Origin of the sequence: Pseudomonas putida (assembly GCA_041879295.1) — a bacterium.
Lineage (GTDB): Bacteria > Pseudomonadota > Gammaproteobacteria > Pseudomonadales > Pseudomonadaceae > Aquipseudomonas > Aquipseudomonas putida_Y.
In genome coordinates, this window is the sequence record CP047152.1 from 2,062,986 (window position 1) to 2,083,749 (window position 20,764).

21 protein-coding genes and 1 tRNA gene are annotated in these 20,764 nt (G+C 62.0%); 9 read left to right on the forward strand and 13 right to left on the reverse strand.

Translation table 11 applies throughout. The features are described 5' to 3' along the window. Positions 1-121: 121 nt before the first annotated feature. A complete protein-coding gene (gene clpS / locus GST84_09245; protein ID XGB12542.1) occupies positions 122-484 on the forward strand; it encodes an ATP-dependent Clp protease adapter ClpS in 363 nt (120 codons plus the stop codon). Positions 485-514: 30 nt separating this feature from the next. Next, a complete protein-coding gene (gene clpA / locus GST84_09250; GenBank protein ID XGB12543.1) occupies positions 515-2,785 on the forward strand; it encodes an ATP-dependent Clp protease ATP-binding subunit ClpA in 2,271 nt (756 codons plus the stop codon). A gap of 86 nt (positions 2,786-2,871) precedes the next feature. On the opposite strand, the gene infA is transcribed toward clpA, so the two are convergent. The 3 genes from infA to GST84_09265 form a co-directional block, all read right to left on the reverse strand. Continuing rightward, positions 2,872-3,090 carry a translation initiation factor IF-1 gene (gene infA, locus GST84_09255; protein ID XGB12544.1) on the reverse strand — a complete coding sequence of 73 codons (219 nt, stop codon included), beginning with the start codon at positions 3,088-3,090 and terminating at the stop codon, positions 2,872-2,874. Positions 3,091-3,191: 101 nt separating this feature from the next. Then, positions 3,192-3,899 (reverse strand): arginyltransferase, encoded by a 708-nt coding sequence (locus tag GST84_09260; GenBank protein XGB12545.1) that lies wholly within the window; start codon positions 3,897-3,899, stop codon positions 3,192-3,194. Between the two features lie 56 nt (positions 3,900-3,955). Continuing rightward, the gene (locus GST84_09265; protein ID XGB12546.1) at positions 3,956-4,636 is read right to left on the reverse strand and encodes a leucyl/phenylalanyl-tRNA--protein transferase; all 681 of its coding nucleotides are present in this window, start codon (positions 4,634-4,636) and stop codon (positions 3,956-3,958) included. Between the two features lie 431 nt (positions 4,637-5,067). On the opposite strand from GST84_09265, the gene GST84_09270 reads away from it, so the two are divergent. The 6 genes from GST84_09270 (at position 5,068) to cobA (ending at position 12,622) form a co-directional block, all read left to right on the forward strand. Then, entirely contained in the window at positions 5,068-7,524 is a 2,457-nt protein-coding gene (locus GST84_09270) for a cell division protein FtsK (GenBank protein ID XGB15737.1), read from the forward strand. 62 nt (positions 7,525-7,586) lie between these two features. Next, positions 7,587-8,210: an outer membrane lipoprotein chaperone LolA gene (gene lolA, locus GST84_09275; protein XGB12547.1), complete on the forward strand. Its 624-nt coding sequence runs from the start codon at positions 7,587-7,589 to the stop codon at positions 8,208-8,210. Between the two features lie 12 nt (positions 8,211-8,222). Next, a complete protein-coding gene (locus tag GST84_09280; GenBank protein ID XGB12548.1) occupies positions 8,223-9,548 on the forward strand; it encodes an AAA family ATPase in 1,326 nt (441 codons plus the stop codon). Continuing rightward, positions 9,545-9,919 (forward strand): fluoride efflux transporter CrcB, encoded by a 375-nt coding sequence (gene crcB / locus GST84_09285; GenBank protein XGB12549.1) that lies wholly within the window; start codon positions 9,545-9,547, stop codon positions 9,917-9,919. The genes GST84_09280 and crcB overlap by 4 nt, the downstream gene beginning before the upstream one ends. Before the next feature lie 30 nt (positions 9,920-9,949). Further along, on the forward strand, positions 9,950-11,230 hold the full coding sequence (gene serS / locus GST84_09290; protein XGB12550.1) for a serine--tRNA ligase: 1,281 nt from the start codon (positions 9,950-9,952) through the stop codon (positions 11,228-11,230). Then, positions 11,231-12,622: a uroporphyrinogen-III C-methyltransferase gene (gene cobA, locus GST84_09295; protein ID XGB12551.1), complete on the forward strand. Its 1,392-nt coding sequence runs from the start codon at positions 11,231-11,233 to the stop codon at positions 12,620-12,622. A gap of 33 nt (positions 12,623-12,655) precedes the next feature. Here cobA and GST84_09300 read toward each other — a convergent pair whose 3' ends face one another. The 9 genes from GST84_09300 to GST84_09340 all read right to left on the reverse strand — a co-directional run bounded on the left by GST84_09300 (position 12,656) and on the right by GST84_09340 (position 19,071). Continuing rightward, positions 12,656-13,615: a glutathione S-transferase family protein gene (locus tag GST84_09300; GenBank protein ID XGB12552.1), complete on the reverse strand. Its 960-nt coding sequence runs from the start codon at positions 13,613-13,615 to the stop codon at positions 12,656-12,658. 93 nt (positions 13,616-13,708) lie between these two features. After that, positions 13,709-14,710 (reverse strand): glycosyl transferase family protein, encoded by a 1,002-nt coding sequence (locus tag GST84_09305; protein XGB12553.1) that lies wholly within the window; start codon positions 14,708-14,710, stop codon positions 13,709-13,711. Then, entirely contained in the window at positions 14,707-15,042 is a 336-nt protein-coding gene (tusE, locus tag GST84_09310) for a TusE/DsrC/DsvC family sulfur relay protein (GenBank protein ID XGB12554.1), read from the reverse strand. The genes GST84_09305 and tusE overlap by 4 nt, the downstream gene beginning before the upstream one ends. Next, positions 15,039-15,335 (reverse strand): sulfurtransferase complex subunit TusB, encoded by a 297-nt coding sequence (gene dsrH / locus GST84_09315; GenBank protein ID XGB12555.1) that lies wholly within the window; start codon positions 15,333-15,335, stop codon positions 15,039-15,041. The genes tusE and dsrH overlap by 4 nt, the downstream gene beginning before the upstream one ends. Beyond that, positions 15,335-15,694: a sulfurtransferase complex subunit TusC gene (gene tusC / locus GST84_09320; GenBank protein XGB12556.1), complete on the reverse strand. Its 360-nt coding sequence runs from the start codon at positions 15,692-15,694 to the stop codon at positions 15,335-15,337. The genes dsrH and tusC overlap by 1 nt, the downstream gene beginning before the upstream one ends. 1 nt (position 15,695) lies before the next feature. Continuing rightward, complete coding sequence (tusD, locus tag GST84_09325) at positions 15,696-16,088, reverse strand: sulfurtransferase complex subunit TusD (GenBank protein ID XGB12557.1); 393 nt, start codon at positions 16,086-16,088, stop codon at positions 15,696-15,698. 95 nt (positions 16,089-16,183) lie between these two features. Next, the gene (locus GST84_09330) at positions 16,184-17,563 is read right to left on the reverse strand and encodes a xanthine permease XanP (GenBank protein ID XGB12558.1); all 1,380 of its coding nucleotides are present in this window, start codon (positions 17,561-17,563) and stop codon (positions 16,184-16,186) included. A 304-nt stretch (positions 17,564-17,867) separates the two neighbouring features. Beyond that, on the reverse strand, positions 17,868-18,110 hold the full coding sequence (locus GST84_09335) for a hypothetical protein (GenBank protein ID XGB12559.1): 243 nt from the start codon (positions 18,108-18,110) through the stop codon (positions 17,868-17,870). 289 nt (positions 18,111-18,399) lie between these two features. After that, positions 18,400-19,071 carry an FtsH protease modulator YccA gene (locus GST84_09340; GenBank protein XGB12560.1) on the reverse strand — a complete coding sequence of 224 codons (672 nt, stop codon included), beginning with the start codon at positions 19,069-19,071 and terminating at the stop codon, positions 18,400-18,402. A 133-nt stretch (positions 19,072-19,204) separates the two neighbouring features. On the opposite strand from GST84_09340, the gene GST84_09345 reads away from it, so the two are divergent. Then, positions 19,205-19,292, forward strand: a tRNA-Ser gene (locus GST84_09345). 147 nt (positions 19,293-19,439) lie between these two features. Here the strand turns inward: GST84_09345 and GST84_09350 are convergent. After that, complete coding sequence (locus GST84_09350; protein ID XGB15738.1) at positions 19,440-20,711, reverse strand: chloride channel protein; 1,272 nt, start codon at positions 20,709-20,711, stop codon at positions 19,440-19,442. Positions 20,712-20,764 lie beyond the last annotated feature (53 nt).

The following is a 20,764-nucleotide window of genomic DNA, read 5'->3' on the forward strand; positions in this document are numbered from 1 at the left end:
GGGTTCTTATTGGTTGTAACACCGTTTTGCCGATAGTCAAGGTCACGCGGCGCCTGCGCTGGCGGTGGCCTGTGCAGTCAACCCGCAACCTTAACCTGACGCTCATGATGAAATTCTTTCCATGCATGCACCTAGTGAGATTCGACTAACATTCAATCAGGATCGCCCGCAATCGAATGAGGACGACGGCTCAGGTCTTGCAGTCCAGGAAGCCAAGCCGATCCTGCAGGCGCCACCGATGTACAAGGTGGTTTTGTTCAACGATGACTACACGCCAATGGATTTCGTCGTCGAAGTGCTCGAGACGTTCTTCAGTCTGAACCGCGAGCTGGCGACCAAGATCATGCTGACCGTCCATACCGAAGGGCGGGCAGTGTGCGGATTGTTTACCCGTGACATCGCCGAAACAAAGGCTATGCAGGTCAACCAATACGCCAGGGAAAGCCAGCATCCGCTACTCTGTGAAATCGAGAAGGACGGTTAATCGCCGACCACTTGGGTATGAGGTGAAGCTATGTTAAACCGCGAGCTCGAAGTCACCCTCAATCTTGCCTTCAAGGAGGCCCGTTCGAAGCGTCATGAGTTCATGACCGTCGAACATCTGCTGCTGGCACTCCTTGACAATGAGGCTGCCGCGACCGTTCTGCGCGCCTGTGGCGCCAATCTCGACAAGCTCAAGCACGACCTGCAAGAGTTCATCGATTCCACCACGCCGTTGATCCCTGTGAACGACGAAGACCGTGAAACCCAGCCGACCCTGGGCTTCCAGCGCGTGCTGCAGCGTGCCGTGTTCCACGTGCAAAGCTCTGGCAAGCGCGAAGTGACCGGCGCCAACGTGCTGGTGGCGATCTTCAGCGAACAGGAAAGCCAGGCCGTGTTCCTGCTCAAGCAGCAGAGCGTGGCCCGTATCGACGTGGTCAACTACATCGCCCATGGCATCTCCAAGGTGCCAGGGCATGGTGCGCAATCTGAAAGCGACCAGGACATGCAGGACGAAGAGGGCGGTGAAACCTCCTCTTCGAGCAACCCGCTGGACGCCTACGCCAGCAACCTGAACGAGCTGGCCCGTGCCGGCCGCATCGACCCGCTGGTCGGTCGCGAGCAGGAAGTGGAGCGTGTGGCGCAAATCCTGGCCCGCCGGCGCAAGAACAACCCGCTGCTGGTGGGTGAGGCAGGCGTGGGCAAGACGGCCATCGCCGAAGGCCTGGCCAAGCGCATCGTCGATGGTCAGGTGCCCGACCTGCTGGCGCAGAGCGTGGTGTACTCCCTCGATCTGGGCGCCTTGCTGGCCGGTACCAAATACCGTGGTGACTTCGAGAAGCGCTTCAAGGCGCTGCTCGGTGAGCTGCGCAAGCGTCCGCAGGCCATCCTGTTCATCGACGAAATTCACACCATCATCGGTGCCGGTGCGGCGTCGGGCGGGGTGATGGACGCCTCCAATCTGCTCAAGCCGCTGCTGTCGTCGGGTGAAATCCGCTGCATCGGTTCGACCACGTTCCAGGAGTTTCGCGGCATCTTCGAGAAGGATCGCGCCCTGGCGCGTCGCTTCCAGAAGGTGGATGTCAGCGAACCATCGGTCGAAGACACCGTGGGCATTCTGCGCGGCCTGAAAGGGCGTTTCGAAAGCCACCACAACATCGAGTACAGCGACGAAGCCCTGCGCGCCGCCGCCGAACTGGCCTCGCGCTACATCAATGACCGGCACATGCCTGACAAGGCCATCGATGTGATCGACGAGGCTGGCGCTTACCAGCGCCTGCAGCCGGAGGCCAATCGCGTCAAGCGCATCGATGTGCCGCAAGTGGAGGACATCGTCGCCAAGATTGCGCGTATTCCGCCGAAGCATGTCACCAGTTCCGACAAGGAATTGCTGCGTAACCTTGAGCGCGACCTGAAACTGACCGTGTTTGGCCAGGACCAGGCAATCGACTCGCTGGCCACCGCGATCAAGCTGTCCCGTGCCGGCCTCAAGTCGCCAGACAAGCCGGTGGGTTCGTTCCTGTTCGCCGGCCCTACCGGCGTCGGCAAGACCGAAGCGGCACGGCAGCTGGCCAAGGCGCTGGGTGTGGAGTTGGTGCGTTTCGACATGTCTGAGTACATGGAGCGTCACACCGTGTCGCGTTTGATTGGTGCGCCGCCGGGTTATGTCGGTTTTGACCAGGGTGGCTTGTTGACGGAGGCGATCACCAAACAGCCGCACTGCGTATTGTTGCTCGACGAAATCGAGAAGGCCCACCCGGAAGTCTTCAATCTGCTGCTGCAGGTGATGGACCACGGGACCCTGACCGACAACAACGGGCGCAAGGCCGACTTCCGTAACGTGATCCTGATCATGACCACCAACGCCGGTGCAGAAACCGCGGCGCGGGCGTCGATCGGCTTCACCCATCAGGACCATGCGTCCGATGCCATGGAAGTGATCCGCAAAAGCTTCACGCCAGAGTTCCGCAACCGTCTGGACACCATCATCCAGTTTGGCCGCCTGAGCACGGAGACGATCAAAAGCATCGTCGACAAGTTCCTTATCGAACTGCAGGCGCAGTTGGAAGACAAGCGTGTGCTGCTGGAAGTCAGCGATGAAGCGCGCGGTTGGCTGGCGGTGTCGGGCTATGACGTGCAGATGGGTGCGCGGCCAATGGCGCGGCTGATCCAGGACAAGATCAAGCGGCCTTTGGCCGAGGAGATCCTGTTTGGCGAGCTGGCCGAGCACGGTGGCGTGGTGCACGTCGACCTGCGCGATGGCGAACTTGTGTTCGACTTCGAGACCACGGCTGAGGTCGCGTGATGTGCAGGGGCTGCTTGGCGGCCCCTTGCAATTTCATAAGGCACAAAAAAGCCCGGCACCTGGCCGGGCTTTTTCATGGCTTGAGCTTAGCGCGCACGGTAGGTGATGCGGCCCTTGCTCAGGTCGTACGGCGTCAGCTCGACGCGGACCTTGTCGCCAGTGAGAATACGGATGTAGTTCTTGCGCATCTTTCCGGAGATGTGCGCGGTTACGACGTGCCCGTTTTCCAACTCCACGCGGAACATGGTGTTGGGCAGGGTGTCGACGACAGTACCTTCCATTTCGAAGCTGTCTTCTTTCGACATGCAGTTGAGCCCTCGGATCCAGTGTTAGCCCGACGCATATCCGCACCGGGCAAAAAAGTGGCGTGGATTATGCCGGAAAACTGCGTGTCAAGCCAATGCTTTCAGTTGAGGGTGACCCAGCGCTGGTTTATCAGCAGCTCGATAGGCCGGTACTGCGTCTTGTAGTTCATCTTCTTGCAGTTCTTGATCCAGTAGCCCAGGTAAACCGCGTCCAGGTTCTGGCGCAGCGCTTCGGTGATCTGCCAGAGAATGGCGAAACGGCCAAGGCTGCGGCGCTCCTCGTCCGGCTCGTAGAAGGTGTATACCGCCGACAGGCCATTGGGCAGCAGGTCGCACACTGCCACCGCCATCAACCGGCCTTCCAGGCGAAACTCGTAAAACCAGCAGAACGGCAGGTCGCGCACCAGGAAGGTGGAAAACTGATCGCGGCTGGGCGGGTACATGTCGCCGTCGGCGTGGCGCGTTTCGATATAGCGCCGGTACAGCTCGAAATACTCTTCCCTGAACGCCGGGCGTGCTGCGGTTACGGTCAGGTCGGCGTTACGCTTGAGAATGCGCCGCTGCTGGCGGTTGGGGATGAAGCGCGCCGCCGGGATGCGCGCCGGCACACAGGCGTTGCAGTTCTGGCAGTGCGGGCGGTACAGGTGGTCGCCACTGCGACGAAAGCCCATTTCCGACAAATCGGCGTACACATGTACGTCCATCGGCTGGCTGGGGTCGAGGAACAGTGTGGTCGCCTGCTCTTCCGGCAGATAGCTGCAGGAGTGGGGCTGAGTGGCATAGAACTTCAACCGCGCCAACTCTGTCATGATCAACCCCTTCGGTGAGACTTTGTTTTAAGTGTAAGCCAGCTACGGGAACTCGCCTAGGCAACCCATGAAGCGCTGTTGGGCTGGTCAAGGTGGCGTGCCAGGTAGTTGGCGAACTCGGCACGGCTGATGGCGTGGGCGCCCAGGCTGTGCAGGTGGTTGGTGGGCATCTGGCAGTCGATAAGCACGAAGCCGGCGTCTCGCAGGTGGTTGACCAAGGTCACGAAACCGACCTTGGAGGCGTTGTCGGCGCGGCTGAACATCGATTCGCCAAAGAACAGCTGGCCCATGGCCAGGCCATAAAGGCCTCCGACCAGTTCGCCGTCCTGGCGAACTTCAACCGAATGAGCGATTCCGCGGCGGTGCAGCTCGCAGTAGGCGTTGCGCATGGTGTCGGTGATCCAGGTGCCGTCAGCGTAATCGCGTGGTGCGGCGCAGGCGGCGATCACGCCCGGGAAGTCGGTGTCGAAGCTGACCTGGTAGCGGCCTTGGCGCATCAGCTTGGCCAGCGAGCGCGACACATGCAGCTGGTCAGGCAACAACACCGTGCGCGGGTCAGGTGACCACCACAGGATCGGTTGGCCGTCCTGGTACCACGGGAAGCAGCCGTGGCGATACGCCTGCACCAGGCGCTCGGGGCTCAGGTCACCGCCGGCGGCCAGTAGGCCGTTGGGGTCGTGCAGCGCCTTTTCCAGGGGTGGGAAGGTCAGCGAATCGCGGGTCAGCCAGGTGAGCATGGTCTATCGTGCGGTGGGGGAGGGGAGAGGGCAGCATGGCTTGGGTCAAAAGCGGGGTCAATCTCTTTGGGTGCCTCAACGCCGGCGCGGTACCCTGCACAAGGCTACCCCTACAGAGGGGCACGGCAATTTAGGCAATTTCCTACACATTCATCAAACCGCAGGCACCATCCGCTACATTTGCTGTCACACCTGTGCAAAAACACAGCATAAGCCTTTGTCACAAAAGAAAATGCGTGCTCAAATTGCAGCTATACGAATTCGCCTCCGGCCAAACCCCCATACGGCGTGCCGCCATGGCGGCTGGCGGGCAGTAATGTTAAAAGTAGTGGTTCGTTGGTCGCGCAGCGGCCGATCACTATTGGACGCGCACCACGCGCAGGAATAGACGCGTTTTGAAGAAATCCACCGCAACTCCAGCTCCATTGCCTGTGCCACTGTGGCGGCAGCAGCTGCATTATCGCCTCAAGGAAGGTGCGTTGATCGCTGTCGGCGCCCTGTGCCTGTACCTGTGGATGGCGCTGCTGACCTACGACACCTCGGACCCGGGCTTCAGCCACACCAGCAACGTCGACCAGGTGCAGAATGCTGCCGGGCGTGCCGGTGCCTACTTTGCCGACATCCTGTTCATGGTGCTGGGTTACTTCGCCTATATTTTCCCGCTGCTGCTGGCGGTCAAGACCTGGCAGATTTTCCGCGAACGCCACCAGCCGTGGGACTGGAGCGGCTGGCTGTTCTCCTGGCGGCTGATTGGCCTGGTGTTCCTGGTGCTGTCGGGGGCGGCGCTGGCACATATCCACTTCCATCCGTCAGCCGGCCTGCCGTTCTCCGCCGGTGGTGCGTTGGGCGAAAGCCTGGGTGATCTGGCGCGCAACCTGCTGAACGTGCAGGGCAGCACGCTGATGTTCATTGCCCTGTTCCTGTTCGGCCTGACCGTCTTCACCGACCTGTCGTGGTTCAAGGTGATGGACCTGACAGGCAAGATCACCCTCGACCTGCTCGAACTGGTGCAGGGCGCGGCCACCCGCTGGTGGGATGCGCGCAACGAGCGCAAGCGCCTTGAGGCACAGCTGCGCGAGGACGAGCCGGTGTTCAAGGCTGCGCCAATGGCTGCCGAGACGCGCGAGCCGGCCAAGCCGTCGCTGCGCGAGCGCATCCTCAAGCGTGAAGAAAAACCCGCCCAGCCGGTTGAGCCGACCCTTGCACGCGAACCGATTGTACCGCCGCGTGAAACGGCGCCTGAGGCATTGACGCCGCGTGAAACCGTGGTGCCCCGCCAGCAGCACCCGGCGCCCACCATTGTGCCGCCGTCAGCCGCCAGGGCGCCGGAGCCGAGCAAGCGGGCGATGAAGGAAAAGCAGGCGCCGCTGTTTGTCGACAGCGCCGTGGAGGGCACCTTGCCTTCGATTTCCATTCTCGACCCGGCCGAGCAGAAGAAGATCGAGTATTCGCCAGAATCCCTGGCCGGCGTCGGTCAGTTGCTGGAAATCAAGCTCAAGGAGTTCGGTGTTGAAGTGACGGTGGATTCGATCCACCCCGGCCCGGTGATTACCCGTTACGAAATTCAGCCGGCCGCCGGCGTGAAGGTCAGCCGCATCGCCAACCTGGCCAAGGACCTGGCGCGCTCGCTGGCCGTGACCAGTGTGCGAGTGGTCGAGGTCATCCCTGGCAAGACCACGGTGGGTATCGAGATACCCAACGAAAACCGCCAGATGGTGCGCTTCTCCGAAGTGCTGGCCACGTCGCAGTACGACGAGCAGAAATCGCCCGTCACGCTGGCGCTGGGCCACGACATTGGCGGCAAGCCGGTGATCACCGATCTGGCCAAGATGCCCCACCTGTTGGTAGCCGGTACGACCGGCTCCGGTAAGTCGGTGGGTGTGAACGCGATGATTTTGTCGATCCTGTTCAAGTCCAGCCCGGAAGACGCGCGGCTGATCATGATCGACCCGAAAATGCTTGAACTGTCGATCTACGAAGGCATCCCGCACCTGTTGTGCCCGGTGGTCACCGACATGAAGGACGCCGCCAACGCCCTGCGCTGGAGCGTGGCGGAGATGGAGCGGCGCTACAAACTGATGGCGGCCATGGGCGTGCGTAACCTGGCCGGTTTCAACCGCAAGATCAAGGACGCCCAGGAAGCAGGCGAAATCATCCACGACCCGCTGTATCGCCGTGAGAGCATGGATGATGAGCCGCCTGCATTGAAAACCCTGCCGACCATCGTGGTGGTGGTGGACGAATTCGCCGACATGATGATGATCGTCGGCAAGAAGGTCGAAGAGCTGATCGCCCGTATCGCGCAGAAGGCGCGAGCGGCGGGTATCCACCTGATCCTCGCCACCCAGCGCCCGTCGGTGGACGTGATCACCGGCCTGATCAAGGCCAACATCCCGACCCGTATGGCGTTCCAGGTGTCGAGCAAGATCGACTCGCGTACCATCATCGATCAGGGCGGTGCCGAACAGCTGCTGGGCCATGGCGACATGCTGTACATGCCGCCGGGCACCAGCCTGCCGATCCGGGTACACGGCGCGTTCGTGTCCGACGACGAAGTGCACCGCACGGTCGAGGCGTGGAAGCTGCGTGGTGCCCCGGACTACAACGACGACATTCTCAACGGCGTTGAAGAAGCCGGTAGCGGCTTTGATGGCGGCGGCGGTGGTGGCGACGGTGACGATGCCGAAACCGACGCGCTGTATGATGAAGCGGTGCAATTCGTGCTCGAGAGCCGTCGTGCCTCCATTTCTGCCGTGCAACGCAAGCTGAAGATCGGCTACAACCGTGCCGCGCGCATGATCGAGTCGATGGAGATGGCCGGCGTTGTCACCCCGATGAACAGCAACGGCTCGCGGGAAGTGATAGCCCCGGGCGGCCCGCGCGACTGATGAACACCCTGCCGGGCGCCAACGGTGGCGCCCGGCCTTTTCAACGCTCAATGAGGATTCCCATGCGCGCGATTCGCATGCTGTTGGTTTCTGCCCTTACCCTGGGCTCGGTTACTGCTTATGCCGGTGAGCAAGACGTACAACGCCTGACCCAGTTGCTGGAAAAGTCGCAGACCATCGAGGCCAACTTCTCCCAACTGACCCTGGGCGCCGATGGCGTCAGCCTGCAGGAAACCTCGGGCAAGATGACGGTCAAGCGCCCAGGCCTGTTCTACTGGCATACCGATGCGCCGCAGGAGCAAGTGGTGGTGTCGGATGGCAAGAACGTCACCCTGTGGGACCCGGACCTGGAGCAGGCCACCATCAAGAAGCTCGACGTGCGCCTGAACCAGACCCCAGCCCTGCTGTTGTCCGGTGACGTGTCGAAGATCAGCCAGAGCTTTGATATCGCGTCCAAGGAGCAGGGCGAAGTGATGGACTTCACCCTCAAGCCAAAGACAAAGGACACCCTGTTCGACTCGCTGCGCGTGTCGTTCCGCAAAGGCCTGATCAATGACATGCAACTGATCGACAGCGTCGGCCAGCGCACCAACATCCTGTTCAATGGCGTCAAGGCCAACCAGGCGGTACCGGACAGCAAGTTCAAGTTCGACATCCCCAAGGGCGCGGACGTGATCAAGGAGTAACCAGAGCTCGCCATGGACCTGTTTCGAAGCGAACCCGTCGCCCAGCCTCTGGCCGCCCGCCTGCGCCCGTCCAGCCTGGATGAGTACGTCGGCCAGGAGCACCTGCTGGCGCGCGGCAAACCGCTGCGCGAGGCCCTGGAACAAGGCGCGCTGCACTCGATGATCTTCTGGGGGCCGCCCGGGGTCGGCAAGACTACGCTGGCGCGGTTGCTGGCGCAGTTCTGTGATGCGCACTTCGAAACGGTGTCGGCGGTGCTGGCCGGGGTGAAAGAGATCCGCCAGGCGGTGGAGGTGGCCAAACAGCAGGCTGGCCAGTATGGCCGTCGCACCATCCTGTTCGTTGACGAGGTGCACCGCTTCAACAAGTCGCAGCAGGACGCCTTTTTGCCCTATGTCGAGGACGGCACCCTGCTGTTCATCGGTGCCACCACCGAAAACCCCTCGTTCGAGCTGAACAACGCGCTGCTGTCACGGGCGCGGGTGTATGTGCTCAAGAGCCTGGACGAAGCGGCTCTGCGCAAGCTGGTCAACCGTGCGCTGACAGAAGAGCGTGGCCTGGGCAAGCGTAACCTGCGGGTGGGCGACGACGCCTTCAAGATGCTGATGGCCGCCGCCGACGGCGATGGCCGGCGCATGCTCAACTTCCTCGAGAATGCCTCGGACCTGGCTGAAGACGGCAGCGAGATCGACGTCGAGATGCTGCAGAGCCTGCTGGGTGACAGTCGCCGCCGTTTCGACAAGGGTGGCGAGGCGTTCTACGACCAGATATCCGCGCTGCACAAGTCGGTGCGCGGCTCCAACCCCGATGGCGCCCTGTACTGGTTTGCCCGCATGCTCGACGGCGGCTGTGATCCGCTGTACATCGCCCGCCGCGTGGTGCGCATGGCCAGCGAGGACATCGGCAATGCCGACCCGCGTGCGCTTAGCCTGTGCCTGGCAGCCTGGGATGTGCAGGAGCGCCTTGGCAGCCCTGAGGGCGAGTTGGCGGTGGCCCAGGCCATCACCTACCTGGCCTGTGCGCCCAAGAGCAACGCGGTGTACGTGGGCTTCAAGACTGCCCTGCGCGAAGCGGCCGAGCACGGTTCGCTGGAGGTGCCGTTGCACCTGCGCAATGCCCCGACCAAACTGATGAAGCAGTTGGGCTATGGCGACGAGTACCGCTATGCCCACGATGAACCCGACGCCTACGCCGCCGGTGAGGATTACTTCCCCGACGAGCTGGAGCCGCGCCAGTACTATCAGCCGGTGCCCCGTGGCCTGGAACTGAAAATTGGCGAGAAACTGCGCCACCTGGCCGACCTTGACCGCAACAGCCCTCGCCAGCGGAGAAAACCGTGATTGCACTCATCGCCGCGGTCAGCGCGGGAGGTATCGCCGGCACCTTGTTGCGCTTTGCTACCACCAACTGGGTAGCGGCCCACTGGCCACGGCACTTCTATGTCGGTACGCTGGCGGTCAACCTGGTTGGCTGCCTGTTGATCGGCTTGCTCTATGGCTTGTTCTTGCACAAGCCGCTGGCGCCGGTCGAATTGCGCGCCGGCCTGATTGTCGGCTTTCTCGGTGGCCTGACGACCTTTTCCTCCTTCTCGCTCGATACCGTGCGCCTGATGGAAAGCGGGCAAGTGCCCCTTGCCTTGGGCTATACCAGTATCAGCGTGGTGGGCGGGCTGCTCGCAACCTGGGCTGGCCTGTCCCTGACCCGATTCTGAACCAACACCTACATATAACGAGAGAACGATATGCTCGATTCCAAACTGTTACGCGGCCAACTTCAGGAAGTGGCGGACCGCCTGGCCTCCCGTGGCTTCAGCCTGGATGTCGCGCGCATCGAATCACTGGAAGAGCGCCGCAAGGCGGTGCAGACCCGCACCGAACAACTGCAGGCTGAGCGTAACGCCCGTTCCAAGTCTATCGGCCAGGCCAAGGCCAAGGGCGAAGACATCGCCCCGCTGATGGCTGATGTCGAGCGCATGGCCAACGAACTGACTGCCGGCAAGGCCGAGCTGGACGCCATTCAGGCCGAGCTGGATGGCATCCTGTTGACCATTCCCAACCTGCCGGACGCCAGCGTACCGGTCGGTGCCAGCGAGGACGACAACGTCGAAGTGCGCCGTTGGGGCACGCCGAAGGCGTTCGACTTCGAAATCAAGGACCATGTGGCCCTTGGTGAAATCAGCGGTGGCCTGGACTTCGAAGCGGCTGCCAAACTGTCCGGCGCTCGTTTTGCTGTACTGCGTGGTCCGGTTGCCCGTCTGCACCGCGCCCTAGCGCAGTTCATGATCAACCTGCACACCGGCGAACATGGCTACGAGGAACATTACACCCCGTATATGGTGCAGGCCCCGGCGCTGCAGGGCACTGGCCAGTTGCCGAAGTTCGAGGAAGACCTGTTCAAGATCACCCGCGATGGCGAGGCTGACTTCTACCTGATCCCGACCGCCGAAGTGTCGCTGACCAACCTGGTGGCAGGTGAAATCCTCGACGCCAAGCAGCTGCCGCTGAAACTGGTTGCCCATACCCCTTGCTTCCGCAGCGAAGCCGGCGCTTCCGGCCGTGACACCCGCGGCATGATCCGCCAGCACCAGTTCGATAAAGTCGAGATGGTGCAGGTGGTAGAGCCGTCCAAGTCGATGGAAGCCCTGGAAGGCCTGACCGCCAATGCCGAGCGCGTGCTGCAGCTGCTGGAACTGCCATACCGCGTGCTGGCCCTGTGCACTGGCGACATGGGTTTTGGTGCGGTGAAGACCTACGACCTGGAAGTGTGGGTGCCAAGCCAGGACAAGTACCGCGAAATCAGCTCGTGCTCCAACTGCGGCGACTTCCAGGCGCGCCGCATGCAGGCTCGCTGGCGCAACCCGGAAACCGGCAAGCCGGAGCTGGTACATACGCTCAACGGCTCCGGCCTGGCCGTAGGCCGTACCCTGGTTGCTGTGCTGGAAAACTACCAGCAGGCCGACGGTTCGATCCTGGTGCCGGAAGTGCTGAAACCGTACATGGGCGGCGTCGAGGTCATCCGCTAAATGGATTACCTGCCGCTGTTCCACAAGCTGCAGGGCGGCCGCGTGCTGGTCGTCGGTGGCGGTGAGATCGCCTTGCGCAAGGCGCGCCTGCTGGCCGATGCCGGCGGCGTGCTGCGCGTGGTGGCGCCGGACGTCGACGGCCAGTTGGCCGCGTTGGCCCGGGAAGGTGGCGGTGAGGTGCTGGTGCGTGGCTATCAGGCAGCCGACCTGGTCGGCTGCCGACTGGTGATCGCGGCCACCGACGACCCAGGGCTGAATGCCCAGGTGTCGTCTGATGCGCAGGCACTTAGCCTGCCGGTCAATGTGGTGGATGCGCCGGCCCTGTGTACGGTGATCTTCCCGGCGATCGTAGACCGCTCGCCGCTGGTTATTGCTGTTTCCAGCGGCGGTGACGCCCCGGTACTGGCGCGCCTGATTCGAGCCAAGCTCGAGGCGTGGATCCCTTCGGCCTATGGTGAGTTGGCCGGGCTGGCGGCACGCTTTCGGCACAAGGTCAAATCCCTGTACCCGGATGTCAACCAGCGTCGAGGCTTCTGGGAGACCGTATTCCAGGGGCCGATCGCCGAGCGTCAGCTGGCCGGGCAGGGTGCTGAAGCCGAACGTCTGTTGCAGGCGATGGTAGACGGCGCACCGGTGCAGCAGGGCGGTGAGGTGTATTTGGTTGGTGCAGGCCCGGGTGATCCGGACTTGCTGACCTTCCGTGCCTTGCGCCTGATGCAGCAGGCCGACGTGGTGCTGTACGACCGCCTGGTTGCGCCCGCCATCATCGATATGTGTCGTCGTGATGCCGAGCGCATCTATGTAGGCAAGCGCCGCGCTGACCATTCAGTGCCGCAGGACCAGATCAACCGCCTGTTGGTCGACCTGGCCCGGCAGGGCAAGCGGGTGCTGCGCCTGAAGGGTGGCGACCCGTTCATCTTCGGCCGGGGCGGCGAAGAGATCGAAGAGCTGGCCGGGCATGGCATTCCGTTCCAGGTGGTGCCGGGCATTACGGCGGCCAGCGGCTGCTCCGCGTATGGCGGCATTCCGCTGACTCACCGCGACTATGCCCAGTCGGTGCGCTTTGTCACCGGGCACCTCAAGGATGGCACCAGCAACCTGCCGTGGAATGACCTGGTGGCGCCGGCGCAGACCTTGGTGTTCTACATGGGGTTGGTGGGCTTGCCGACCATCTGTGCCGAGCTGATTCGCCATGGGCGTGCCGCGAGTACCCCGGCGGCGTTGGTGCAGCAGGGGACCACGCGTAATCAGCGAGTATTCACCGGTACCTTGGCGGACTTGCCAGACCTGGTGGCCCAGCATGAGGTGCATGCGCCGACCCTGGTGATTGTGGGGGAAGTGGTGCAGTTGCGTGACAAGCTGGCCTGGTTCGAAGGTTCGCAGAACAGCTGAAATCGTTGGGGCTGCAAAGCAGCCCCGGCTTTCTCAAGCCTGCCAAATCCCTTTGCCCACCAACCGCTCTCGATCATGCGGCAAGCCAAAGTCCTGCAATGGCCCTTTAGGCACAATCCCGTTCGGGTTGATGGTCTTGTGGCTCATGTAATAGTGCTTCTGGATATGCTCCATGTTCACTGTACCTGCCACCCCAGGCCATTGGTACAGCTCACGCAGCCAGTTCGACAGGTTGTGGTAGTCGCTCAGGCGGCGCAGGTTGCACTTGAAGTGCCCGTGGTACACGGCGTCGAAGCGCACCAGTGTAGTGAACAGGCGTACATCAGCCTCGGTCAGGTACTCACCCGCCAGGTAGCGATTGCGGCCTAGCAAGGCTTCCAGGTAATCCAACTCGTTGAACACATCGTCAAAGGCAGCCTCGTAGGCGTCTTGCGTGGTGGCAAAGCCTGCGCGGTACACACCATTGTTCACTGCCGGGTAGATGCGCTCGTTCAATGCTTCGATGCTCGGGCGCAGCGATGCGGGGTAAAGGTCCAGGGTATTGCCAGTCAGCTCGTTGAATGCGCTGTTGAATATGCGGATGATTTCCGCCGACTCATTGTTGACGATGCGCTTCTCTTTTTTGTCCCACAGCACAGGTACCGTCACGCGCCCCGTGTAGTGCGGGTCATCCTGGGTGTAGCGCTGATGCAGATACTGCAGGGCGTCGAGGTGGTCCCCGCTGGAGCCTTGCTGCTGGTCGAAGGTCCAGCCATGGTCCTGCATCAGCCAGCTGACCACCGACACGTCGATCAATGGCTCCAGGCCTTTCAGCGCGCGAAAGATCAGGGTGCGGTGGGCCCATGGGCAGGCCAGCGACACGTACAGGTGGTAGCGGCCTGCCTCGGGCGCGGGCAACTGATTGCGGCGCTGGGCGTTCTCTCGCTTGAACGTGCCGTCTTTGCCGTTTTCATACCACTGGTCGTGCCAGCGGCCATCGATCAATAGGCCCATGGTGAGCTCCTGAAACAAGTTGTTTGTCGTTGGAGCCCAGTCTAGGGAAAATCGTTCGAAGAAATAGCGCAAAGATCGGGGTTCTATTATCGGCTAAATCGATCTATCTCGAGTGTCCCAGTAGCCTTGCGCTGTTACGAACGCCTGCTCACGGTGCTGTCCCAAACCACGCAGGGCCAGGGCCATGGTCGCGATCAGGGCCTTTTCGCCATAACTGTCTTCTACTTCGCCACGCCAGAACGCCAGCAAGTGTTGGGCCTGCAAGCTGGGCGGCTTGACATGGCGGCGTTCGCTCAGCGCTGGCCACTCTTCATCCCACGCTTCACCTGCCGTGGTGCCGTAGAGATGGCTGATGACATCGGGGTTGACCTCGATTTCGCCGCCATCTCCCTTGATCACCACGGCATGGTCGCCCAGCAGGCGGCTGGCCTCGCGGTGTACTGCCTGGTAACCAGGGTGAAAGATACTCTGCAATCCACAGCGAGCGCCCAGCGGGTTAAGCACTCGCGCCAGCGAATGTATGGGCGAGCGCAGGCCCAGTGTGTTGCGAAGGTCGATCATGCGTTGCAACTGCGGCGCCCAGTCGTGCAGCGGAAAGAATGCCAGTTGATGCTGGTCCAGAGCGTTGCCGACGGCGGCCCAGTCGCGGCACAGCGGAATCTGCAGCAGGCCGAGCAGTTGCTCTGTGTACATACGCCCGGCAGTGTGTGCGCCGCCGCCGTGCATCAGGATGCGCACGCCATTGTTGGCCAGGCACTTGGCCGCCAGCAGGTACCAGGGCAGGTGACGCTTCTTGCCGGCGTAAGTGGGCCAGTCCAGGTCAACGGCGATGCGCGGCGCCTGCAGGTGGGCGCGCAGGGCCTCGGTGAAGCCGGCCAGCTCTTCGGCGCTTTCTTCCTTGTGCCGCAGCAGCATGAGGAAGGCACCGAGCTGGGTGTCTTCGACCTTGCCTTCCAGCAGCAGGGTCATGGCTGCGCGGGCCTCTTCGCGTGTCAGGCCGCGCGCGCCGCGCTTGCCTTTGCCGAGAATGCGCACGAATTCGGCGAACGGGTGTTCGGCAGGGGGTTCCAGAGTGAGGGGACGAGGTTCGGTCATATGCAGTTGGTCGGCTTGGGCAGGCCCGCCAGCTTGGCGGCAAGTTTGGCGGGGGTGCCGTTGAACAGGCGGTTCAGGTGCGGGCTGTTGCCCTTTTCAGGGCCCAGCTTGAGGGCCGTGTACTTGATGAGCGGGCGCGTGGCCGGAGACAGCTGGTATTCCTGGTAGAACTGGCGGAGCAGTTCGAGGATTTCCCAGTGGTCTGCCGTCAACGGGATACCTTCGCGCATGGCTAAAGCCTCGGCGGCGTCCCGGGACCAGTCATGCAGGTCGACCAGGAAGCCATCCTTGTCCAGGGCGATCGCCTGATCGCCAACGGTGAGCGTATTCATAGCCAGCTGTTGACCTTGTCGTATTGCAGCGACAGTTCGACGAACCCGGCGTAGTCCACGGTCTTTGCCAGGTCGTTGCCGACCGCGCGGGCCTGTACATCCTCGTCCAGGGCGAACAGGCGCTGGGCCAGGCCGGCGGCTTGCAGAGTGCCATACGGCTCGCTGCCGCTGCGCAGGGCATACACGGCATCACCGCACAGCAGCAGGGCATCTTCGGCTCCGAGCAGGCGTAGGCAGCTGGCCAGGCGCTCGTCGCCAAACGGGGAATGGGCAATTACATGCAGGGTCTTCATCAGAGCGTTACCACCTGGTCAAAGCGAGCTATCAGCGCGGCCAACGCTGCGTCATCGAGCACTTGCACCGGCAGCGCCAGGGTTTCGGCTGCCAGGCCCCGGCGGGCCAGGCTGTGGTTGCAGGCGAACAGTTCTTCGACGCCGAACATCGGCAGCGCCTGCAGGTTGGCGGCCAGGTTCTTCTGTTGCACGGCGGCGGGTTGCTGGTCCGGCGCGAGCTGGAACACACCATCGTCGAGGAACAGCATGCCCAACGGCAGGTCGAACGCGCCGCCGGCCAGGGCGATGTCCAGCGCCTCGCGGGCAGATGGGCCATTCCACGGTGCCTGACGGCTGATGATCAACAGGGACTTGGCCATATCAGTCGCCTCCGAAGCAGACAAGGCGATCGGCCACTTGCGCGGCCTCGTGCAGTTGGCCTAGCCCCGACAGTTCCCAGGGTTTGGGCAGGTTCACGGCCGGGCGCTGGTAGCGGTTGGCCTCGGCTTCGTCGAGCACGCCACGGCGCAGGGCGGCGGCGATACACACCACGGCGTCCAGCTGGTGGGCCTGTATGAACGTGCGCCACTGGCCAGCCACGTCCAGTTCGTCCTGGGGGGCGACCACGTTGGCCGAGGCACTGTGCACCCCGTCCTGATAGAAGAACAGCCGGGCAATCTCATGCCCGCCGGCCAGCACCGCCTCGGCGAAACGCAGGGCGCGCCGCGAAGAGGGCGCGTGGGCCGGGGAGAACACCGCGATAGCGAATTTCATGGCTAACTCATGCAAAGGAATGGTGCCATGATAAAGCAAAAAAGCCCGCGCCCGCTTGTGCAAGCGGGCGCGGGCCAGTCATTCACGCTCAAGGTTCAAGCCTGCTCCTTGCCCTCCGGCAAGAACCAGTTCAGCACCAGCGCACAAATCCCCCCGGTAGCCACACCCGACTCCAGCACATTGCGAATCGCCGCCGGCATGTGCGCCAGGAACTCTGGCACCTGCGCAACACCCAGGCCAAGTGCCAACGACACCGCAATAATCAGCAGCGCCCGACGGTCCAGCCGGGTGCTGGCCAGAATATTGATCCCCGACGCCGCAACCGCGCCAAACATGACCATCGCCGCGCCACCCAGCACCGGCTCCGGCACAGCCTGAATCACCCCGGCAACGCTCGGGAACAACCCCAGCAGCACCAGCATTACGGCAATCCACATACCGATATGACGGCTGGCGATACCGGTCAGCTGAATCACCCCATTGTTCTGGGCAAAAATCGAGCTAGGGAAGGTGTTGAACAGACCGGCCAGCAGCGAGTTGGCGCCGTTGACCAGCACGCCCCCCTTGATCCGCTGCATCCACACCGGCCCTTCGACCGGCTGGCGCGACACCTTGCTGGTGGCGGTAACGTCACCGATGGCTTCCAGCGAAGTGACCAGGTAGATCACCAGCATCGGAATGAACAGCGCCCACGAGAAGCCCAGGCCAAAGTGCAGCGGTGTCGGCACCTGGAATAGCGCGGCCTCGTGCATGCCGGTAAAGTCCAGACGGCCCAGGAAGCCGGCCAGCGCATAGCCGACCGCGAGGGCGATGACGATGGCGCAGCTGCGCATCCACACCACCGGGATACGGTTGAGAACGACGATGATCGCCAGTACCACGCCCGACATCAGCAGGTTCTCGCCATTGGCAAAGGTGCCATTGGCCATGGCCCCAAAGCCACCGCCCATGCTGATCAGGCCGACCTTGATCAGCGTCAGGCCGATCATCAACACCACGATGCCAGTCACTAGCGGGGTGATCAGGCGTTTGACGAAGGGCAGGATGCGCGACACGCCCATCTCGACGAACGAGCCTGCGATTACTACGCCAAAAATGGCTGCCATTACGCCCTCGACCGGCGTGCCTTGCTTGACCATCAGCGCACCGCCGGCAATCAGCGGGCCGACGAAGTTGAAGCTGGTGCCCTGAACGATCAGCAGCCCTGCGCCAAATGGGCCGAAGCGTTTGCACTGGACGAAGGTGGCGATACCCGAGATCACCAGCGACATCGAAACGATCAAATTGGTATCACGTGCAGATACACCCAACGCCTGGCAGATCAGTAGGCCAGGGGTGACGATAGGTACGATGATCGCCAGCAGGTGCTGCAGGGCTGCCAACAGGCCGATCAACAGCCGTGGCTTGTCCTCCAGACCAAGCACCAGTTCATTGGCAGGCGCCGCTGCGCCTGGGCTGTGTTCGTGTGAGCTCATTGCTGAAAGCTGCCCCGGAAGAAAAAAGGAGCGCATTCTACGGGGTGATGATGGATAGCGGTAGAGAAAAGCAGGATGTCAGCATGATCGGCGACCATTTGCCTGATTATCTGACTTTTTGGTCAGTTATTGCGGTTAGAGGCATAATTGGTTTGAAACTGATGTAGGTCCTCTGTTGGCGGTCAAGCTTTTCTGAGGTGTTCTACGCTCGTTTGTGTCAGGGCGGTAAGGCGCCTGCCTTGGTTTTTGTGGTGTTGCGTAGATCGAGCGCCGCCCGCGCGGCGCATCGCGAGCAAGCTCGCTCCTACATTTGTTTCGGGCCAATTATTCCTGGGGCAGACGCGCACGCCCCCTTGGCGCTCACCTCGAAATCGTGGGGAACAAACAGGGCGGTCGCGCGCAGGCACAGCATCGCGAGCAAGCTCGCTCCTACATTTGTTTCGGGCCAATTATTTCTGGGGCAGACGCGCACGCCCCCCTTGGCGCTCACCTCGAAATCGTGGGGAACAGACAGGGCGGTCGCGCGCAGGTACAGCATCGCGAGCAAGCTCGCTCCTACATTTGTTTCGGGCCAATTATTTCTGGGGCAGACGCGCACGCCCCCCTTGGCGCTCACCTCGAAATCGTGGGGAACAAACAGGGCGGTCGCGCGCGCAGGCACAGGCGATTCTGGCCCGAAACAAATGTAGGAGCGAGCTTGCTCGCGATGCGCCGCGCGGGCGGCGCTCGATCTACCAGGCGCTGAACCTCTTCCGACGAACATCCCGCAACTCAACCCATTTCCAACGCCTACAAAAAAGCCCGCCGAAGCGGGCTTCTTGCGGCACGGCAATCAATCAGTCATCACGACCCATGATGCCAAACAACTGCAGCAGGCTGACAAACAGGTTGTAGATCGACACATACAGGCTGATGGTCGCCATGATGTAGTTGCGCTCGCCACCATGAATGATCGCGCTGGTCTGGAACAGGATGCAGACCGACGAGAACAGCACGAAGCCAGCGCTGATTGCCAGTTGCAGGCCGCTGATCTGGAAGAAGAAGCTGGCAACGACAGCACCCAGCAGGACGAAGAAGCCAGCAGTGATGAAGCCGCTCAGGAAGCTCATGTCCTTGCGGGTGATCAACACGTAGGCCGACAGACCACCAAATACCAGCGCGGTCATGGCAAAGGCGGAGCTGACCACCTCGGCGCCACCGGCCATGCCGAGGTAACGGTTGAGGATCGGGCCAAGGATGAAGCCCATGAAACCGGTAAGCGCGAAGGTGGACACCAGGCCCCAGGCCGAATCACGCAGTTTGTTGGTAAGGAAGAACAGCCCGTAGAAGCCGATCAGCACCACGAACACGTTCGGGTAGCCGACGCGCATCTGCTGGGCAACGAAAGCCATGACACCGCTGAAGGCGAGGGTAAGCGCCAGTAGGCTATACGTGTTGCGCAGGACCTTGCTGATCTCCTGCTGCTCGACCTGCTGGCCGTGGTGGACGGCGTAATCCTGTTCGCGCATGGCGACACTCCTTGGTAAACCTGTGGTTTCGGACGTTCAGATGCTAGGAGTCTACCATTGCTCCTGCAACCCGCGACACAGAGAGTTTGACAGCGTGTTTCATTAAGGTATTATGGCGGCCGCAAAACGAGCTGGAAGCGTGGCCGAGTGGTTTAAGGCAACGGTCTTGAAAACCGTCGATGGGCAACTATCCTAGAGTTCGAATCTCTACGCTTCCGCCATATTCAAAGCCCTGATTATTCAGGGCTTTTTGCGTTTTTGGGGTATAGAAAAGCCGACCATGGGAACGCCATCGGGAGCCCCATCTCCCCCGGACAGTTCCGCTACCTGACTACCGTTAACCTCTGGCAGGGCAGGCTTGGTGCCGCTCAAGGTTTTTCAGTAGCGCTCGCTTGGCTAGCGGCGGGTTCTGTGGAAGAAGACGCGGCAGCATGAAGCTTGTCGGTAATCTGCTTGGCCAAGGCATGGTAAAGCGAGACCGGAGACACCCATCCAGAGATGGCCGCCGCCATCAGTGTCGCTGCCAACATGGGAATGGCCAGGTCCGGGCTGTGTGTCAGTTCAAGCACGATGACCGAGGCGGTCAGTGGCGAGCGTGTCACACCGGCCAGGTATGCGCCCATACCAAGTAGAGCGCCTGCCTGGGGATCAACATCGGGCAGCAAGCTCAACAGGGGCGCAAAGGCGGCGCCGATGCTCAGCGAAGGCGAAAAGAGCCCGCCAGGAATCCCGGAAAGATAGGACGCGACGTTGGCCAGAAACTTCCACAGGAGAAAGCTTGTGTCCGTGATTGGCTGCCCCTCCAGCAACGCACGCGTTTCTTCGTACCCGGTGCCGAATACATGATTGCCAGAGACGAGCCCCAACGTGGCCAGCAGCAAGCCACAGATGGCAGCAAAGCGCACCGGATAGCGTCCGCGTAACGTACAGACCCGGCCGAGTAGGCCCTTGTCGGTGGGCAGCACAAGCTTGGCGTAAAAACCACCCAGCAGCCCGCCCAGCACAGCACAGGCAGGCACGACGCTCCAGCCCCAGCCCACCGGCATTCGACCGCTGATTTCTCCAAAATAGGCGTAATGGCCCATCAGCCCCAGCGTGACGACCCCACCGATCAGCACCGCAGTGAGCACCAAGCCGCTGAAACGTTGCTCGAACGTGCGGCTCAATTCCTCAATGGCAAAGACTACCCCCGCTAACGGTGTATTGAAGGCTGCCGCAATACCCGCGGCGCCTCCGGCGAGCACCAGGCCAGCGATGGTGCGCCGGCCGTGCAGGCCTAAACGTCGGCCAAAGGAATAGAGCACAGCGGCGCCGATGTGGACGGTCGGGCCTTCCCGGCCAACCGAACCGCCGACCAGCAGGGCGCCCAACGTCAGGCTCATGCGGGCGGCAGCCACAGGGAGCGAGAGTAATCGGGCGCGCAGGCGGCGAGAGGGCATTTCCAGGGCGGCTATGACTTGGGGAATGCCGCTACCCTTGGCGTTTTCAAACCACCGTTGCGTCAGATAAGCCAGGAGCGCGAAACCAAGCGGAGTGATGAGAAGAGGTGACCAGGGTGCCCATTCCAGCAAGCGCTTGAACGAAGCGAACGCCGCGTCGGCAAGCCAGGCGAATGCCAGCGCAACCAGCCCCACCAGCAATGCCCCGATCCAGAACGCCAGTCGCTGACGCCATTCTCGCCAGCTTGAACGGC

Bases quoted from the DNA above. Each gene is read 5' to 3' on its own strand.
- GST84_09340 (XGB12560.1), bottom strand. From the start codon at position 19,071: ATGCGCGAACAGGATTACGCCGTCCACCACGGCCAGCAGGTCGAGCAG.
- GST84_09280 (XGB12548.1), top strand. From the start codon at position 8,223: ATGGACCTGTTTCGAAGCGAACCCGTCGCCCAGCCTCTGGCCGCCCGC.
- lolA (XGB12547.1), top strand. From the start codon at position 7,587: ATGCGCGCGATTCGCATGCTGTTGGTTTCTGCCCTTACCCTGGGCTCG.
- GST84_09330 (XGB12558.1), bottom strand. From the start codon at position 17,563: ATGAGCTCACACGAACACAGCCCAGGCGCAGCGGCGCCTGCCAATGAA.
- GST84_09305 (XGB12553.1), bottom strand. From the start codon at position 14,710: ATGACCGAACCTCGTCCCCTCACTCTGGAACCCCCTGCCGAACACCCG.
- cobA (XGB12551.1), top strand. From the start codon at position 11,231: ATGGATTACCTGCCGCTGTTCCACAAGCTGCAGGGCGGCCGCGTGCTG.
- clpS (XGB12542.1), top strand. From the start codon at position 122: ATGCATGCACCTAGTGAGATTCGACTAACATTCAATCAGGATCGCCCG.
- serS (XGB12550.1), top strand. From the start codon at position 9,950: ATGCTCGATTCCAAACTGTTACGCGGCCAACTTCAGGAAGTGGCGGAC.
- infA (XGB12544.1), bottom strand. From the start codon at position 3,090: ATGTCGAAAGAAGACAGCTTCGAAATGGAAGGTACTGTCGTCGACACC.
- tusD (XGB12557.1), bottom strand. From the start codon at position 16,088: ATGAAATTCGCTATCGCGGTGTTCTCCCCGGCCCACGCGCCCTCTTCG.
- clpA (XGB12543.1), top strand. From the start codon at position 515: ATGTTAAACCGCGAGCTCGAAGTCACCCTCAATCTTGCCTTCAAGGAG.
- dsrH (XGB12555.1), bottom strand. From the start codon at position 15,335: ATGAAGACCCTGCATGTAATTGCCCATTCCCCGTTTGGCGACGAGCGC.
- tusE (XGB12554.1), bottom strand. From the start codon at position 15,042: ATGAATACGCTCACCGTTGGCGATCAGGCGATCGCCCTGGACAAGGAT.
- GST84_09300 (XGB12552.1), bottom strand. From the start codon at position 13,615: ATGGGCCTATTGATCGATGGCCGCTGGCACGACCAGTGGTATGAAAAC.
- GST84_09265 (XGB12546.1), bottom strand. From the start codon at position 4,636: ATGCTCACCTGGCTGACCCGCGATTCGCTGACCTTCCCACCCCTGGAA.
- tusC (XGB12556.1), bottom strand. From the start codon at position 15,694: ATGGCCAAGTCCCTGTTGATCATCAGCCGTCAGGCACCGTGGAATGGC.
- GST84_09260 (XGB12545.1), bottom strand. From the start codon at position 3,899: ATGACAGAGTTGGCGCGGTTGAAGTTCTATGCCACTCAGCCCCACTCC.